The sequence below is a fragment of the Clostridium sp. AF02-29 genome, assembly GCF_934835585.1.
Lineage (GTDB): Bacteria > Bacillota > Clostridia > Lachnospirales > Lachnospiraceae > Otoolea > Otoolea fessa.
Genome location: NZ_CAKVZK010000026.1, coordinates 1 through 18288 on the forward strand (window position 1 = coordinate 1; position 18288 = coordinate 18288).

Sequence of the window (18288 nt, forward strand, 5' to 3'; positions counted from 1 at the left end):
TTTCGTACGGTCAGCGCAGTAAATGCGCAGACCTACTGAACTGTTACACATTTTCTAAATTAAAGTCTTATGCCTGCTTTTTCTTCGCCGCCTCAACCAACTTCTCCATCTCCCGCATTACCTCTTCAAAATCCAACTCAGAAGTATCCAGTAAAATGGCGTCCTCCGCCTGCTTGAGAGGCGACAATTCCCGGTGCATATCGCGGTAATCGCGCTCGATGATATCCTGCTCGATCGCCTCCAGGGAACAGCTTTCCCCGCGTTCGGTCAGCTCTTTATAACGGCGTCCAGCTCTCACACGGCTGCTCGCGGTCAGATATACTTTCAGGGTCGCATCCGGCAGAACCGCCGTTCCGATATCCCGGCCATCCATCACGACATCCCGGCGTCCGGCTAATTCACGCTGCAGCTCCACCAGTTTTTTGCGGACCGGCGCATAGACAGAGGTATTCGAAGCCATATTTCCAACCGCCTCCGTCCGAAGCTCGCTGCTGACATTCTCCCCATTTAAATAAACCTGCTGGATCCCATTTTCATATTCCAGTGAAATGGAAACCGTCTCACAGGCGCGTCCGATCGCCGCCTCATCATGGCTGTCGATGCCCTGGCGCAAAAAATACAATGCCATCGCCCGGTACATCGCCCCTGTATCAACATAAATATATCCATAATCTTCCGCCAGCTTCTTTGCCACTGTGCTCTTTCCAGCCCCAGCTGGTCCATCAATCGCTATATTAATCGGCATTTCGTTTCCCCTTTTTCATATCGTTATAATTCATGATTTTCCGCTGCGCTCCGTCCCGCCAGCATGCCGGTCGACCACGCAATTTGTAAGTTGTAGCCGCCCGTGACTGCATCGAGATCCAGCACTTCCCCTGCAAAATAAAGCCCTGGAAGCTTCTTCGACTCCATCGTGGATGGATTCACTTCTTTTACCGTCACACCGCCCTGGGTAATGATCGCCTCATTGAAACCTCGCAGCCCGGTCAGCGTCAATGTAAAATGCTTTGTCACCTCCGCCAGACGTCTCCGCTCTTCCTTCGTCACGGCGTTGACCTGCTTGTCCGGCTCAATGCCGCTGCGGCGAATTATGACTGGTATCAGTTTTGATGGGTACAGATGGTTCAGCGCATTTTTAAACTGTTTATTCTTCTCCGCCTCAAAATCGCGCAGAATCCGCGCATCGAGCTGTTCCATGGAAAGCGCCGGTTTCAGATCGATCATCAGAGTCAGCGGACCCTTTTTCAGTTTTTTCGCCGCATAACTGCTGGCACTCAAGAGTACCGGACCCGAAACACCGTAATGGGTAAACAGCATCTCACCAAATTCACGGTAAACCTCTTTCTTTCCATTTAAAACAGCAGCTTCCACGTTCCGCAGGGAGAGTCCCTGCAGCTCCTTCACATCTTCCTTCGTCTCAAACGGAACAAGCGCCGGCGAAAGTTCCGTCACCTTGTGCCCTGCTGCCTCCGCAAACCGGTAACCATCGCCGGTTGAGCCGGTCGTCGGGTAGGACAAACCGCCCGTCGCCACGATCACTGCATCCGCAGCTATGTAGGAGTCCTTTTTCCCACGCTCATTACCGCCCTGCGCCAGAATCACACCTTTTAATACACCATCCTCCAGCCACAGTTCCCGGACTCCCTGATTCAATTCTACTTTCACGCGCAGTTCCCGCAGCCGTCTTGCAAATGCCGATGTCACATCCGACGCCCGGTCAGACACCGGAAAGACACGGTTGCCGCGCTCCACCTTAACATGACAGCCGTTCGCCTCCAGAAAATCCTTCATATCCTGGTTACTAAAACCGTAAAATGCACTGTATAAAAAGCGGCTGTTTGTCACAACACTGTCAAACAGGCCTTCCATATCACAGTCATTCGTCACATTGCAGCGCCCTTTTCCCGTGATATAGATCTTTTTTCCCAGTTTCTCATTCTTTTCATAGATCGTTGCCGCGCAGCCATTTTCCGCCGCCGCAATCGCAGCCGCCATGCCGGCTGCCCCGCCGCCGATCACGATTATTTTTTTCATATTGCTATCCTTTTCGTTTTTATATCGCCTGGTGCTATCAATCCTGTACCAGGTGGATCGCAAATCCGCCGACTTCTTCTTTAAAATAGGCGAAAATACAGCGACCCTGCTCATCAAAGCGCTTCGTCTCTTCCCGAAGCGTCATACCGCGGTTCACAAAGTATCGGATCGCCGCCTCGCAATCATTTACGCCAAAGCCAATATGGCCGTAGGTTCCGTGGCTCTCCACTTTCATATTTTCCGTCAGGTCACCGCTGAACACCGCTTTCTCCGTCTCGCGCGGCATCAGCCCCATCAGGCGCGCCAGTGTCTCAGCAACCTCCCAGGCCTCGTCTTCCGATTTTGTATTGATTCCCACGTGTTTTACGTGCATATGAAATAATTCCATCGGGGTTGGATCCCCCGCATGCTCTGCCATAAATGCTAGTGTGCGCTCTTTTGCTGTCTGCTCCATTTTGTCCGCTTCCTTTCTATCGCTACATTTAACGCAAAGTTTACACAAATGTTTGTATTTTTCAAAATTGCCGTCTTTTTCTTTAAATATTGATTTTACTGTATCTTACGAAGAATTGCAACCGCGCTTCTGCATATTTCCACACATGATTACCAAATCGGCCGTCCGCTTCTTTCTATCACTTACGCAGCTTTTTTACCTCACGGATCTTCTCCTCCATCGCCTCCACAACCGTTTCCAGCACCTTGACGCGCGCGAAATATTTGGAATTTCCTTCTATGATCGTCCACGGGGCATAGGTGGTAGAGGTCCGCACCAGCATCTCATTGACTGCCTGCTCGTATGCGTCCCATTTTTCACGGTTGCGCCAATCTTCGTCCGTGATTTTCCACTGTTTTGCCGGAGCCTCCATGCGCTCCTTAAAGCGGCGTTCCTGCTCATCTTTATCAATATGAATCCAGAATTTCACGATCACCGCGCCAAAATTCGCCATGTGCTCTTCCATCTCATTGATTTCCTGATATGCCCGTTTCCAGTCCGCCTCACTGCAGAAACCCTCGATCCGCTCCACCATCACGCGTCCGTACCAGGTGCGGTCGAAAATCGCAATATGCCCCGCTTTCGGCATCTCCCGCCAGAAACGCCACAGATAATGGTGTACCTTCTCCACATCATTCGGTGCCGCCGTCGGATTGACCTTGTAGCCGCGTGGATCCAGGTGGCTTGTCAGGCGCCGGATCGCACCGCCTTTTCCCGCCGCATCCCAGCCTTCAAAGCCGATCACCACCGGAATCCGCAGCCGGTACAGCTCGCCGTGCAGCACCTCCAGCTTTTTCTGCAGCTTATCCAGACGTTCCTTATATTCCTCGCGTGTCAGCGTTTTCGTCAGATCCACGCCGGAAAGCACGCCATTTTTAAACCGCTCATCTGGAAGTTTGACCGGCGGATGCACCGCCCCTTCCTCGCGTTCCATTCGGCGACGGTTCAGCTCATACTCCAGCCGGTCTGTGACGGTGGATAAAATCTTGACTGCCGCATAATTTTTATCAGTCGCTTCCACGATCGTCCACGGCGCGTACCCGGTATCCGTCCGCTGCAGCATTTCCTCATTCATCTCCAGAAATGTATCGTAATCTTTGTTGCGCTTCCAGTCCGCCTCCGTCACACGCCACGCAGTCTCTTTGCTTTCTTCCAGCCGTTTAAAGCGCTTTTTCTGCTCGTCCCTGGAAATATACAGAAACAATTTGATCAGAATCATGCCGGAATCTGCCAGCTGCTTTTCAAATGAAAGGATATCCCGGAACGCCCCGTTTAACTCCTGCCGCTTCGTCTCTTTGTCAAACCGGTCAACGGTAACCTTATCGTACCAACTCTTGTCAAAGATCATCATTCGGCCATCTTCCGGTGTCTTCGTCCAATACCGCCAGAGAAATGGACGCATCCGTTCCTCTTCCCCCGTCTCCCGGCTCGCATAAACATCAAAGCCGCGCGGATCCAGCGGCTGGATCAGGCGGTTGATCTGCGTTCCCTTACCGCCTGCCCCGAAGCCGTCAAATACGATGACAACCGGGATCTTTTCCGCCTTACAGGCGCGCTGCAATTCTCCCAGCTTCACATCCATCTCTTCCCGAAGCTTCTTGTAGTTTTCCTTATCCACTGATTTATTCAAATCTACTTTTTCCAGCATCTTTCCACCTCCACATCAAGCAGTAAAATGACCTTTCACCAATCCCATGGCATCACAATGCTTCGTCTTTACCTTTCCCCGTCATCATCTCATGCTCTTTTTTGATCTCTTCATATAATTGTACCGAATCCCACTTCATATTATACGGTGTCAGGACTGCTTTATAATCAATCCGTCCGACTCCCTTTTTTCGGAGTGCATAGATAAATGCATCGATCTGGGCGGAAGAAAAGCCTGCCATAATCGCCATCTCATCCGAGAAATCCATTTTCCTGGAAGAATCATTCTCCGGCACTTCTCGCTGCAGCCTCCCGTCTGCCTGTTTCTGCGCGGTCCCTTCTTTTTGCGTTTCCTCCCCGGCCTCTATTGCCTGTCCGGCTTCCCTGAGGACATCCTCATCCAGTCCTTTCACGCCAGCCAGCACGCCCACCGGCAGCCCGTACTCCTCCTTTTTCACTGCCCTTAAACGGAATCCCAGCGGCATAAGCGCCTGCTGCACTTTCATTTTTCTTTTGGAATCAGTAAAATTATACAATAATACAGTTGGTTTCATCGTAATTTATCGATTCTCCTCTCTGTTTCTTATTCCCGCCTCATCAATTCTCCGGCTTCTCAATATGATTCTCTATTATATCCTTTTTCTCCCCTTCTGTGCAAGAAAAACAAAAAACAGCGGCATCAGCCACTTGCTTTCGCTCGTCCGCTGTCTGCCGCTGTCTGATTTTTGTTTCATTTATGTATGTTTCCGCATTTCAGATCCTCTTCCGGTCTGCAGTCAGATATCTCCTTAGTGAAGAACACCATTTGCATCCGCTACCATACCGTTCGGAGCTACCATGTTCGTCCAGAGTGCTCCGCTATTCAGGTCAAACAGATACCATGCGCCATCGATGAATTGATAGCCTGTCTTTCTTGCACCACGGGTACCGTCGGATACCGGATTCAGATAATACTTGTACGGTCCAATCTGCTGCCAGCCGGTCAGCATCTTGCCTCTCGTACCATCGGATACCGGGTTTAAATAGAACCAGTTATTATCAGTATAGATCCAGTCTGTATCCATGAAGCCGTTTGCATTCAGATGATACCACTCATTATCAACATATACCCAGTTGTTCTTAACCGGTACACCATTGATGTAGTAAGACCAGCCGTAAATGCTGTTTACCCACTGACCATTCGCATTTGCCGGAGTGGAACCACCAGAAGAATTATCGGTCGGAGGTGTACCTGTATACACATCTGAAGAATTCATATAATATTCATCGGACTCATCACTCCACTCACCCTTGTCGCTTCCATCAACCGCGCGTACCTTAAAGGTATAATCGCCGGATTTCGTCATGTATGGGTAGAAATTGTAGCTTGTGCCTGTGGTTGTAACAGTCGTTACGGTAGAACTGTTGCGGTACAGTTTAACTTCATACTTGCTTGCATCCGATACGCTGTCCCAGGTTGCGGTACGATTGCTCCAGCTAAGATCTTCGACCGTATCCAAATCGCCGTCAACAGCTGACATCGTAATCTTAACTTTCCACTCGCTCTTATCGCCAGATCGCTTCGTAACTTTGTAAGCCGACTTGGTTGCAGAAAGCTTTGTGCCGGATAACTGATAACCGTCCTTTGCCTCGATCGTCAGGTAGATGACCGGCTTATCACCTCTCTCCCACTCGCTGTCGTCATTGTCAAACTCCTGCTCGGTAATCTCAACATTACCCTTCGTAACTTGTACATCCGGATCCCCGATGCTGTCGCCCGCTTCCGGTTTCGCATTGACACGGAACTTAACTTCCGAAATCTTTTTGTCAGCCGCGTATGCCGGAATACTCATAGCCAGTGCCGCCATGATAGCAAGAGCGGAAACCGCCGCTGCCTTCAGGTTATGTCTCATATCCCATCCTCCTTTTTTAATGTACTCTCGCGTACAAACTCTTGTTTCCATTATAACAAACATATCTGCCTGCGTCAAAATAAACTGTCGGTATTTTCAAAATTTTTTCCTTGTTTTTTGGAGTAAATGTCTGTTTTCTGTTATTAACAGGATAGCACACTTTTATTACCTGAGAATAACTTTTTGTTTAAGGTTTTCTGACATTTTCGTCAATGATAAAATTTATATCATAATTGATATTTCCTGTGACATAAAAAAGAATGTACCTTTTTGTGTGATGGGGAATTCCAAGGAATTTTCTATCGCACAAAAAATAGACCGGGGCAGATTTCTGCGGTCCGGTCTATTTCTACCTTACTTAAAAGCAGGTGTTCATTTTATTTGAAATACTCCACACCTGAAGCAAACAGCTGCATATCCTGATTTCCATAGATATTCATGCCTGTATCGCTCCAGCAGCGCTCGTTGTGACCCATCTTACCAAGAATACGTCCATCCGGGCTTGTGATACCCTCGATGCACTGGTAGGAACCGTTCGGGTTCCACTCCTCGCTGACGGATAAGTTTCCGTTCGGATCGCTGTACTGGATCGCGATCTGACCATTGGCGCGAAGTTTTGCAAGCCACTCCTCGTTGGCTACGAAACGTCCTTCACCATGGGACATCGGGTTGCAGTATACGCCTCCCAGCTCTGCTTTTCTGAGCCACGGGGACAGGTTAGATACAACCTTTAAGTATGCCATGCGGGAAATGTGGCGTCCAATGTTGTTGGTTGTCAGAGTCGGGGAATCTGCTTTCTGCGGCTCAATCTTGCCTCCGGTTAAAAGTCCCAGTTTGATTAATGTCTGGAAGCCATTGCAGATACCCAGTACCAGGCCATCCCGGTCATGAAGCAGTTTGTCGATCTCCTCCATCATCGCCTCATTGCGGAATACCGTAGCGAAGAATTTAGCCGAACCATCCGGCTCATCACCTGCGGAGAATCCACCCGGGAACATGATGATCTGGGATTTCTTGATATCCTCTTTGTACTGCTCGATGGAAGAACGGATATCGGATGCATTCTGGTTGCGGAATACACGCACAATCGTCTCCGCTCCGGCTGCCTCAAACGCTTTCGCGCTGTCCAGCTCGCAGTTGGTACCCGGCATTGCCGGAATAAATACAGTTGGTTTTGCCACTTTATGTTTGCATACATATACCTTATCGGTATTGTAAAGTGTCTCTTCTGCTGCCTTCATCGGTGCGCCGGAAGCGGTCGGGAACACTTTCTCCAGGGTTCCGGTCCATGCTTTCAGAGCCTCTTCCATGGAGATCACGGTACTGCCATACTCGAAGGTTCCCTTGTCGGTTACCTCACCGATCACGGTGTACGGAATGGACAGCTCGCCTACCTTGCCGTCCGGAACCTCGCAGACAATATTGCCCCAGCCAGCGGCGAAGAAGTCTCTCGGATCTACATTGTGCTCAATCTTTACGCCCAGGCGGTTACCAAATGCCATCTTGCTGACAGCCTCTGCAACACCAGCACCCTCAACCGCATATGCGGAAATAATCTTTCCAGACTCCATATCGCGGTAGATTTTCTCGTAACCATCCATGATCTGGCTGTATACCGGCAGGTCATGTGCATCTTTCTCGATGGTAAAGAGAACAATCTTGCTGCCCGCTTTCTTAAATTCCGGAGATACCACGTGTTTTGTATCGGAAATATCAACTGCAAAGGAAACCAGTGTCGGCGGTACATCGATTTCTCCGTGCTCTTCATCATAGAAGCTGCCGGACATACTGTCCTTGCCGCCGATGGACGGAAGTCCAAATCCGAGCTGCGCACTGTAAGCACCGAGCAGAGCGGAGAACGGTGTGCCCCATCTCTTCGGATCTTCCGTCATACGTTTGAAGTACTCCTGGAAGGTAAAGCGGATCTTGTGGAAATCACCGCCGTTTGCCACGATCTTAGCAACAGAATCCAGCACTGCGTAAGTAGCGCCGTGGTACGGGCTCCAGCTGGACAGGTACGGATCATAGCCGTAGCTCATCATGGTAACGGTATCGCATTTGCCCTCGCTCATCGGCAGTTTTGCCACCATCGCCTGTATCTCAGTCATCTGGTGGACGCCGCCATATGGCAGGAATACACTGCTTGCGCCCACGGTGCTGTCGAACATCTCAACCAGACCCTTCTGAGAGCATACATTTAAGGAAGAAAGCATGGACAGCCATTTTTCTTTGACATCCTTTACTTCCTGTTTATCAAATACATTGCCTTCCCTGGTCGGAACCTCAACGGTAACGGTTGTCTCCTGATGAGCACCGTTGGTATCCAGGAATGCACGGCTTAAATCTACGATCGTCTTGCCTCTCCAGTTCAGAACCAGGCGCGGGGACTCGGTAACAACGGCAACCGGAACTGCCTCCAGGTTCTCTTCTGCTGCATAAGCAAGCATCTTATCAACATCTTTCGGGTCTACCACCAGAGCCATACGCTCCTGTGACTCGGAAATCGCAATCTCCGTTCCGTCCAGACCTGCATATTTCTTCGGAACCTTATCAAGGTCAATCTGAAGTCCGTCAGCTAACTCACCGATCGCTACCGACACGCCGCCGGCGCCAAAGTCGTTACACTTCTTGATCAGACGGCTGACCTCTGGGCGGCGGAACAGTCTCTGTAATTTACGCTCGGTCGGTGCATTGCCCTTCTGAACCTCTGCGCCGCAGACCTCGATGGACTCCTCGGTATGTACCTTGGAAGAACCGGTTGCGCCGCCGATACCATCACGGCCGGTACGTCCACCCATCAGGATGATTACATCTCCCGGATCGGAAGTCTCACGGATGACGTTTTTGCGCGGAGCTGCTGCCATAACAGCACCGATCTCCATACGTTTTGCCACATAATTTGGATGATAAATCTCTTTTACATAGCCGGTAGCAAGACCGATCTGGTTACCGTAGGAGCTGTAGCCATGTGCTGCATCCTTTACGATGCGCTTCTGCGGAAGTTTGCCGTGCAGTGTCTCCGACATCGGACGGGTCGGATCAGCCGCACCGGTCACACGCATAGCCTGATATACATAGGTACGTCCGGAAAGCGGGTCACGGATAGCACCGCCCAAGCAGGTGGCAGCGCCACCAAACGGCTCAATCTCGGTCGGATGGTTGTGGGTCTCATTTTTAAAGTTTACCAGCCACTCTTCTTCCTTGCCGTCGATGGTAACCGGAACTACGATACTGCACGCATTAATCTCCTCAGACTCCTCCAGATCCTCCAGCTTGCCTTCACGACGAAGCTTCTTCATAGCGAGAACAGCCAGATCCATCAGGCAGACAAACTTGTCATCGCGATCTTTGTAGAGAACCTCGCGATCTGCCAGATACTGTTTGTAGGAAGCTTCCATCGGCTCATTGTAATCGCCCTTTGTAAAGGTAACGTCCTTTAACTCAGTCTGGAAGGTCGTATGACGGCAGTGATCGGACCAATATGTATCCAGCACGCGGATCTCGGTCACAGACGGATCTCTCTTCTCTTCGTTCTTAAAGTAGTTGTGGATATGCTCGAAATCCTTGAACGTCATCGCAAGGTTCAGGGAATCGTAGAGTTCTTTTAACTCTGCCTCGCCATAACCGCAGAAACCATCGAAAATCTTGACATCCTCCGGCTGCTCAAATACCGTTACCAGCGTTTCCGGCTTTGCGTTGTTATTCTCACGGGAATCCACCGGGTTAATGCACAGGGACTTGATGCCCTCGATCTGCTCCGCGGTCAGTGTTCCGGAAATAACATAAGTTGTCGCGGAACGGATCACCGGATTTTCCTCTTCATTCAGAAGTTTCACACACTGTTCTGCGGAATCGGCTCTCTGATCGAACTGTCCCGGCAGGAACTCAACGGAAAAGATCGTATCGCCTTCCTTGGACGGGAATGCCTCCTCATAGACAAAATCAACCGGCGGCTCAGAGAAGATAGTAATCAGCGCTTTCTGATATGCATCCTCCGATACATCCTCAATATCATAGCGGATCAGTACGCGGACATCGGTGATCGTGTCGATCCCCAGATAGCTTGCGATCTCCTCTTTCAGATCGTGAGCCAATACGGCAAATTCCGGTTTTTTCTCAACGAAAATACGTCTTACGCTCATGTTTTCCTCCTGTTTTTTCGTATTTTAATGTTTCATGTTCTGTAAAATACATTCATTTTTTAGCATAAAAGGCAAATGCCTTCTTCTAGCATCTGCCTTTATCATACACAATTTTTATAGATTAGTAAAATTAATATATTTAATATTTTTTATTAACATATCTTATTGAACAATTATCTCTTGCCTTATTTCATTCCTGCTTTTTTCATTTTGAAATCATTCTTTAAAACGATTTTTTCTGTTCCAACGTCCCTGTCTCATTCAGTGCAAGCAGCTTTCCCATCCCCGTCGAACGGTCATACGAAACAACCGACAGACTGGCATTCGCCACAATGATCTCCTGCGGCTCCCGATGGAAACGGAGCAGATAATTCATCAAAAAGACGAGGATCCCACCGTGCGCCACGATCACCGCATCCCCGGCTGTCTCCTCCAAAATCTGTCGGATCGCCCGTTCACTCCGCGCCTCGCAGGATTTTCTTGATTCTCCGCCGGACGGGATGCCGACCATCGGCTGTTCCCTCCACAGATGAAATTCATCCGGGTACTCTGCTTCCACCTGCTGCCAGCTTTTGCCTTCCCAGCATCCAAAATCGCGCTCCCGCAGCCCCGTCAGGCGGCGGAGCGGTAATTTTTCTTCCTTTGCCAGGATCTCCGCCGTCTGGAATGCACGCGCAAGCGGGCTGGCATAGACCGCATCGATCCGCGTTTTTGCCGGATAGCCGCTCCTTTCTTTCAGGACAGTGGCAAGCTGCTCCGCCTGCTGCCGTCCTGTTTCGTTCAGCGGAATATCCGTCGTTCCCTGTATCTTTCCCGCCCGGTTCCAGTCAGTCTGACCGTGGCGTACCAAATAAAACAGCATTTTCTATTACTCCTGTTCATCTATCTCTTTCTGAGCCATCTCTGCCGCCTGACCGCTGACCTTCATCGCGTCCATCGTCAGCTTCATGATGTCACGGATCTCATCCTCGCTCATCTTCATGCGCTCCGCCAATTCCGCAAGGGTCGCCTCACGTCCCAGCTCCCGCGCCATGCTCGCAGAAATATCCTTGAGGACATTAACACGCGCCGCCATCTCCTCCTCGATCTTCGTCTCGCGGTTCTGAATCTGCAGCGCATCCTCGATCGCCGCGCGCACCTTTTTCTCCATCTGCGCGTCGAAATCACCGTTTTCGTACTCGCTTGCGAACAAAAACAGCGCCATATTTGCCTCCTGCACCAGATCGCCCGCCGGAAGTCCCCGATCGTGGTACTCCTCCGCGATCTGAACCGCCTTCGCCAGTTTTAACTCCGTCAGACGGGAAGCCGCGGTCTTGTCCCCCTCCGTCAGTTTTTTCAGAAGCGCCGTTTCCTCCTCCGGCGTGCCCTGCGGGAGATTTTTCAGTTCCTCTAAGTAAATATCATAAAATGTATTAGATTCCATGTGGTATTCCCTCCTAAAAAATACATACTTCTAAGATGATTCCGTCATTTTATCACAAACAAGACACAGATACAATCATTATTGACTCCGCCCTCCAATCATGTTACACTGAATACAGTTCTATAAGGAGGACTAATAAATGGATATCAACTATGAATTATATAAAGTATTTTACCACGTAGCCTCGACGTTAAGTTTCTCCGAGGCATCTAAGCAACTTTTCATCTCCCAGTCGGCGGTCAGCCAGTCGATCAAGGTACTGGAGAAGAAACTGAACCAGACTCTTTTCATCCGCAGCACAAAAAAAGTACAGCTTACCCCGGAAGGCGAGATCCTACTCAAGCACGTGGAACCGGCGATGAACCTGATCCGTCAGGGCGAAAACCAGCTGCTCGACTCTAACAGCTTAAACGGCGGTCAGCTCCGCATTGGCGCAAGCGATACGATCTGCCGCTATTATCTGGTTCCATTTTTAAGCGAATTTCACAAGCGCTACCCGAATATCCACATCAAGGTTACCAACCGTACCTCCATCGAATGTGCGCGGCTTCTGGACAACGGTCAGGTCGATTTTATTCTGACGAACTATCCAAACTCCGGGCTCGGTGGAACGCAGAATATCCATGTGCTGCGCGAATTCAACGATATATTCGTCGCCAATGAAACCTATTTTCCGATGAAAGACCGCCCGGTTACACTGCGCGAGCTGCAGGCGCTCCCAATCCTCATGCTGGATCGCAAGAGTACCACCAGCGAATTTCTGCACAACATGTTCCAGAAGCACCAACTCGACCTCGTACCGGAGATCGAATTAAGCAGCAACGATCTGCTCATCGATCTGGCGCGCATCGGTCTCGGCATCGCATTTGTCCCGGATTTCTGTCTCCCGGCTGGCGAAAAAGAACTTTATGCCCTGACCCTGACTGAAGCCCTGCCGCCGCGCCAGCTCGTCGTCGTCCACAATGAGACAATGCCGATCTCACAGGCATCGCGTGAATTTATTGAACTTCTGGAAAACGGCTCCAAAACGCCTGAAGCTCCTGCTCCAGAGATGAAAGACTGACCCGTTTGACATCGCTCCATTCCCTTGGAAATAATTCCCGGTACTCCCGACGCCAGAACCGGTCATCCAGTAAAAGGATGACGCCCTGATCGGACGCAGTCCGAATGACCCGCCCTGCCGCCTGGAGTACCTTATTCATGCCCGGATACTGGTAGGCATATGCAAATCCATCCTTTCCCGCTTCTTCAAAATATCCCTGCAAAATTTTCTGCTCCGTGCATACCATCGGAAGCCCGGTTCCGACCACGATCACGCCGATCAGCCGGTCGCCTGTCAAGTCGATTCCCTCCGAAAACAGACCGCCCATCACGCAGAACGCCACCAGGGAGGTATCACGTTCAGCTGTTCGTTCGGGAGAAAATTTCTGTAAAAATGCTTCCCGTTCCTCCTCGGTCATGTGAGAATCCTGGATCAAAACTTCCATACTTTTTCCGGTTTTCCCAAAACGTTTTTCCACTTCCCGCACCCGGTTCATATACTGGTACGACGGGAAGAACACAATATAATTGCCTTTTTTTGCACTTGCCATCGCCTGGATGTAGTGCAGTACCCGCCGGTATTCCGTCTCATTGCGCCGCGTATACCGGCTCGTCACATCCGTCGCCGCCAGCAGAAGACGCCGCTCCTGCGGAAACGGGGACGGCACATAGACCGTATAGTCCTCCTCCTGATCCGACAGAAGCATCCGGTAATACCGGAGCGGCAGAAGCGTTGCCGAGAAAAAGACCGCTGCTTTCCCCTGCGACAGGCACTGCGCCAGATTTTCAATCGGATTGACACAATAAAGCCGGATGACAAATTCGCCGGACGGCAGAAGTTCCGTATAAATCCTGTAATGCTCATCGACCCGCTCATACATATTTAAAAAATGTCGCACCGAAAAATAAAAATCCAGAATCGTGTCCCGTCCATCTTCCCCGCCCGGCTTTTCCAGATACTTTTCCATTTCTCCAAAAACACTGTTTAACACTGAAACCAGATGTCCGGCATCCTTGAGCAGCTGGTAGCCGCCGCACTCCCGCTTCATCTCCAGAAGCGCCTTATTTAACCTTGTAAGCTGCCGCCCCAGCGCCGGCGCACGATGTCCCAGTATCTTTTTCGTCAAAAGCACTTCTTCCTTTATAATAGAAGCACTGTACATTTCCCGCGCGCGCGATACCAGATTGTGAGCTTCATCCATCAGGAAAAAATAGTCTCCCTCCGCCCCATCCGCAAAATAGCGCTTCAAGCGCACATCCGGGTCAAAGACATAATTATAATCGCATATGATCCCATCCACAAACGAAGAAATATCGAGGCAGAACTCAAACGGGCAGACCTGAAATTTTTCCGCATACTCTAAAATCACCGAACGCGTGATTCCAAATTCCTGATGCAAAATTTCATACACCGCATCGTTGACACGGTCAAAATGCCCTTTCGCACGCGGGCACATTTCCGGATTGCACACCGGTTTTTCCAAAATACACAACTTTTCCTTTGCCGTGATCGTGACCGAACGAAAATACAGCCCGCGTTCCCGCAAAATTGCCAGCGCCTCTTCCGCCACCGTCCGCGTGATCGTCTTCGCCGTCAGGTAAAAGAGTTTCTGCCCATGCCCTTCCCCGATCGCTTTAAGCGCCGGAAATACCGTCGAAAGTGTCTTTCCAATCCCGGTCGGGGCCTGGACAAACAGCCTGCGCCCGCGCTCCAGCGTCCGGTAAACCGCCACCGCCAGATCCCGCTGTCCCGCCCGGTACGGATAGGGAAATTCGAGCGCTTTGATTGATTCATCACGTCGCAGCCCATTGTGATAGAGGTAACGCGCCCATTTGACATATTCATGGATCAGACCAGCAAACCATTCGGAAAGTTCGTCCATCGTCTGGATCTCCTGAAAGCGGCGGATCTCCTCCGTCTCCAGATTACAGTAGGTGAGCTGCAGTGTCACTTCGTCCAGCACTTCCTGTAATCCATAGATATAGCCATAACAGCGCGCCTGCGCCATATGCACGCCAACCGCTTCTTCCAGACAGTTTACATCCTGGTAAACACACTTGATCTCATCGATCGTGACATCTTTTCCATCCCGGATGATTCCATCCGCACGCCCCTCGACCACGATTTGGAATCCGTCCTCCTCCACCGAATGGCGCAGCGACACCTCCGCCTGATACCCTGATCCCATCCGCCGCTGTATCTTCCGGTGCATCCGTCCCCCAGCTAACATCGCCTCTCTTTGTGCACCCGCCGTTCGCCGGTTATCAATATCCCCCGAACGCAGAACGAACTCAACCAGATTGCGGACGGAGATCCGTATCTGCCTGCCGGTCAGCTCCATGTGTGGTTCCTCCCTTCCCCGTACATTTTATGTCTATCAAAAAGACTGCAGACACCATCTTCTCTCCGGCACCCGCAGTCTTTCTTTATTTTCGTACTATCAACTTTTCTTTCATCATGCCGATTCGGGCCATACATATCCTTCCAAAATATCTATGATATCTATGTTCCGCTTGAACCAGCCTTCCAGCCCTTTTATGCCGCTGTCACATTGTTCGCTTCCATTGTGTCAAGAAACGCCTCATACTCTGCATCCTCGCCCATGTACTCAACGGTCAGAATCTGTGTCAGATCCAGGCTCATAACTCCCAGAATCGACTTGGCATCAATAACAACACGGTTATAAAAAACATCAATATCAAAATCGCATTTTATAGAAGCATTGACAAATTTCTTGGCATCTTCTATCGTTTTCAGCATAATTTTTCTCTGTTTCATAATAAACAACTCCTTTTTACTGAATGTACCAACAGAATTTTTTCCTCCGTTTTTTAGGCACATTTAAAACCATAAAGATTTATTCAGTGTTTATAGCACGATTTTTGTCGAATGTCAATTAAATTTCTTTTATATCACATATTCTCGACACATGATTTTTACCAAAAACTCAGCGTATTTCTTGGTAAAATATCGCGACAGTTATAGCTGTGTGTCGTATTCATTTCACGCCAGATTGTCATTGTCTATATAAATCAAATACTTTTACAACTATATTTCGGGCAGTTGGACTAAATATTCATTGCAAATCCCCCGACTGGTAAGATCACACAAGTTCCCTTTCGCTAAATTACCCTGACATTTAGTTTCCATATAAAATGATGAATGAAACTTAATAAATGGAAAAAAATATATTAAATCAAAAAAAATGAAAAATCACAAAAAAATTGTTGACTTTTCGTTATGGCTATGATATTATAACTGAGTCAGCAACGAAGGGGAATAGTTCAATGGCAGAGCAACGGTCTCCAAAACCGTTAATGGGGGTTCGAATCCCTCTTCCCCTGCTTCTAAAGGCGTCAGTGATTCAGAGATGAGTCATTGGCGTTTTTGTTTTTTAAACATTCAAGTCGAACGTCCGTGAGACTTGGCGCGTGATTCTGGTCAGCGAAGCTGACATATTCCTATCAGAATCACTGCGCATCCTCGCGGAGCATTTATCTCAGTCGGAGACCCAACTCCCACTGAGATAAATTTGCTGTTACTCACATTACGCCAATATTATTTTTCTTAAATTTTCCCAAAATCCAAGCAACCTACAGCAGCCCAATCGCCTCCCGCACATTTGCCACCCCTTCCAACCGGATATCCGACCTTGGTTTCAATTTACTGACATTGACCATCGGAAGAATGCATCTTGTAAATCCCATCTTGACTGCCTCATGGACTCTCTGCTCTGCCATCGAGACGGCGCGCACCTCGCCAGAGAGTCCGACCTCGCCAAATACGATCGTTTTCTCATCCAGAGGACGGTCTTTATAGCTGGAAATCAGCGCCATCACGATCGCAAGGTCAAGCGCCGGCTCGTTCATCTTCATGCCGCCTGCAATGTTGACATACGCATCGTACCCGGACAGAGCATAACGACATCGTTTTTCCAACACTGCCATGAGCAGGTTCACACGGTTGTAATCGACGCCCGCTGCCGTCCGCCGCGGCAGTCCGAAATTCGTCTTTGACACCAGCGCCTGCACTTCCAGAAGAATCGGGCGGGTTCCCTCCATCGAGCAGGCAGTCACCGCACCGGATGCCTCCGCCGGGCGCCCTTCCAGCATAAATTCGGATGGATTCGGCACCTCCGCCAGTCCTTCCTCCCGCATCTCAAACACGCCGATCTCATTGGTCGAACCGAAACGGTTCTTCACTCCCCGCAGAATCCGGTAGGACGCATGGCGATCGCCCTCAAAATATAGCACTGTATCGACCATATGTTCCAGCATACGCGGTCCCGCCACAACGCCCTCTTTCGTCACATGACCGACGATAAAGACTGTCACGCCCAGTCCTTTTGCGAGCTGCATCAGGACGCCGGTGCACTCTCTTACCTGGCTGACACTGCCCGGTGCAGAACCTGCCGCCTCGATAAACATGGTCTGGATCGAGTCGATCACGACCACATCCGGGCGTACCTCCCGGATCACCTCCGCGATCGTATCCAGGTTCGTCTCACTCAAGAACGAAAGTGGTCCGCGCACCGTCCCGATCCGGCTTGCCCGCAGTTTGATCTGTTTTAATGACTCCTCGCCGGAGACGTATAAAACCTTTTGTTCCTGTCCTGCCAGGTTCCGGCAGACCTGCAGAAGCAGGGTTGATTTTCCGATTCCCGGATCTCCGCCGACCAGCACCAGGGAGCCACGCACCACGCCGCTTCCAAGCACCCGGTCAAGTTCTGCAAATCCGGTTCTCGTCCGATCCGTATCGGAAAGCTCAATTTCATCTAAGCTAACCGGCTTTGCCTGCGCGCCAACCCGTTTTCCCGGTGCCGCCGTCAGCGAAGCCGCTGCCGCATACCGCCCTGCTGCCGTACCGGATGATGCTGGTGCGGACGGCGCTTCCACCATCGTATTCCACGCCTTGCACGCCGGGCACTGCCCCATCCATTTGGAAGATTCATAACCGCATTCCCTGCAGAAAAATCCCGTTGATTTTGCCTTTGCCATGCTGATTCCTTTCCAAACACTTCTTCTCATATTCCTTATTACACAAAAAGCTGCTGCATGGCGGAAACCGGCTTCCGGCGCACACGCCCGCCATTCCTGCCATGCAGCAGCTTTCATCTCACGCATTGTAATTTGTACGTAACGTTTTGTTTTTCTTTTCCTTATCTGGCTTCAATCCGGATTGCGGTTGCCTTGCCCGGGTTCAGCTCCACGCTCAGTACCAGTTTGCCGCTGACGTTGGTCTTCATGCCACCAACCGATACGCCGTCTACATATACCTCATACTCACGCTCATCCTCTAACTGAATGGTAATCTGAGCATCCTTCTCGCCCTCAACCGAAAACTGTACGGAAGTATCTCCCGCCTGGAAATGATTGACTGCCGTGCCCGGTACCGACTCATATACGAACATTCCGTTGCGCTCCAGCTTGGTAATCTCGCCGAATGTTTTTACCTTATAAAGATCGCCCTGAAATTCAAAATCCTGCAGCTTGGACTTTGCTGCTAACATATAATTGCCAAAACTGATGGTTCCGTCATCCTCGATGCGGATTAACTCGCTAACTACTGGCATAATGCTTTATCCTCCTAGTATCCTTTTAATCAATATCGCAACT

At 50.1% G+C, this 18288-nt stretch carries 14 protein-coding genes and 1 tRNA gene; 2 read left to right on the forward strand and 13 right to left on the reverse strand.

What is annotated here, in order from left to right; genetic code table 11:
• Window positions 1–67: 67 nt before the first annotated feature.
• The 9 genes from cmk to PUQ60_RS07765 form a co-directional block, all read right to left on the reverse strand.
• Entirely contained in the window at window positions 68–745 is a 678-nt protein-coding gene (gene cmk / locus PUQ60_RS07725; protein WP_273381174.1) for a (d)CMP kinase, read from the reverse strand.
• 23 nt (window positions 746–768) lie between these two features.
• Window positions 769–2034 (reverse strand): NAD(P)/FAD-dependent oxidoreductase, encoded by a 1266-nt coding sequence (locus PUQ60_RS07730; protein WP_118472758.1) that lies wholly within the window; start codon window positions 2032–2034, stop codon window positions 769–771.
• Between the two features lie 37 nt (window positions 2035–2071).
• On the reverse strand, window positions 2072–2488 hold the full coding sequence (locus PUQ60_RS07735) for a VOC family protein (RefSeq protein ID WP_227589675.1): 417 nt from the start codon (window positions 2486–2488) through the stop codon (window positions 2072–2074).
• A gap of 178 nt (window positions 2489–2666) precedes the next feature.
• The gene (pap, locus tag PUQ60_RS07740; RefSeq protein ID WP_117795621.1) at window positions 2667–4175 is read right to left on the reverse strand and encodes a polyphosphate:AMP phosphotransferase; all 1509 of its coding nucleotides are present in this window, start codon (window positions 4173–4175) and stop codon (window positions 2667–2669) included.
• A gap of 52 nt (window positions 4176–4227) precedes the next feature.
• Entirely contained in the window at window positions 4228–4728 is a 501-nt protein-coding gene (locus PUQ60_RS07745) for a DUF3783 domain-containing protein (protein ID WP_273381178.1), read from the reverse strand.
• Window positions 4729–4962: 234 nt separating this feature from the next.
• Window positions 4963–6066: a hypothetical protein gene (locus PUQ60_RS07750; protein ID WP_118522059.1), complete on the reverse strand. Its 1104-nt coding sequence runs from the start codon at window positions 6064–6066 to the stop codon at window positions 4963–4965.
• A gap of 377 nt (window positions 6067–6443) precedes the next feature.
• Complete coding sequence (locus PUQ60_RS07755) at window positions 6444–10208, reverse strand: phosphoribosylformylglycinamidine synthase (RefSeq protein ID WP_273381333.1); 3765 nt, start codon at window positions 10206–10208, stop codon at window positions 6444–6446.
• A gap of 223 nt (window positions 10209–10431) precedes the next feature.
• Window positions 10432–11070, reverse strand: coding sequence for a histidine phosphatase family protein (locus PUQ60_RS07760; protein ID WP_273381335.1), 639 nt, complete (start codon window positions 11068–11070; stop codon window positions 10432–10434).
• A gap of 6 nt (window positions 11071–11076) precedes the next feature.
• Window positions 11077–11631 (reverse strand): sigma-70 domain-containing protein, encoded by a 555-nt coding sequence (locus tag PUQ60_RS07765; RefSeq protein ID WP_118524657.1) that lies wholly within the window; start codon window positions 11629–11631, stop codon window positions 11077–11079.
• 139 nt (window positions 11632–11770) lie between these two features.
• On the opposite strand from PUQ60_RS07765, the gene PUQ60_RS07770 reads away from it, so the two are divergent.
• On the forward strand, window positions 11771–12694 hold the full coding sequence (locus PUQ60_RS07770) for a LysR family transcriptional regulator (protein ID WP_273400912.1): 924 nt from the start codon (window positions 11771–11773) through the stop codon (window positions 12692–12694).
• Here PUQ60_RS07770 and PUQ60_RS07775 read toward each other — a convergent pair.
• On the reverse strand, window positions 12630–15014 hold the full coding sequence (locus PUQ60_RS07775) for an ATP-dependent DNA helicase (protein WP_273380124.1): 2385 nt from the start codon (window positions 15012–15014) through the stop codon (window positions 12630–12632). The two genes, PUQ60_RS07770 and PUQ60_RS07775, sit on opposite strands and share 65 nt — an antisense overlap.
• A 194-nt stretch (window positions 15015–15208) precedes the next feature.
• Window positions 15209–15451: an HPr family phosphocarrier protein gene (locus PUQ60_RS07780; RefSeq protein ID WP_022359288.1), complete on the reverse strand. Its 243-nt coding sequence runs from the start codon at window positions 15449–15451 to the stop codon at window positions 15209–15211.
• Window positions 15452–15946: 495 nt separating this feature from the next.
• Between PUQ60_RS07780 and PUQ60_RS07785 the strand changes: the two genes are divergently transcribed.
• Window positions 15947–16017: transfer RNA gene (locus tag PUQ60_RS07785), tRNA-Trp, on the forward strand.
• Between the two features lie 249 nt (window positions 16018–16266).
• Here the strand turns inward: PUQ60_RS07785 and radA are convergent.
• Together radA and PUQ60_RS07795 are read right to left on the reverse strand one after the other, a co-directional pair.
• Complete coding sequence (gene radA / locus PUQ60_RS07790) at window positions 16267–17670, reverse strand: DNA repair protein RadA (protein ID WP_117795810.1); 1404 nt, start codon at window positions 17668–17670, stop codon at window positions 16267–16269.
• A gap of 161 nt (window positions 17671–17831) precedes the next feature.
• Window positions 17832–18245 carry a hypothetical protein gene (locus PUQ60_RS07795; RefSeq protein WP_022359635.1) on the reverse strand — a complete coding sequence of 138 codons (414 nt, stop codon included), beginning with the start codon at window positions 18243–18245 and terminating at the stop codon, window positions 17832–17834.
• Between the last annotated feature and the right edge of the window lie 43 nt (window positions 18246–18288).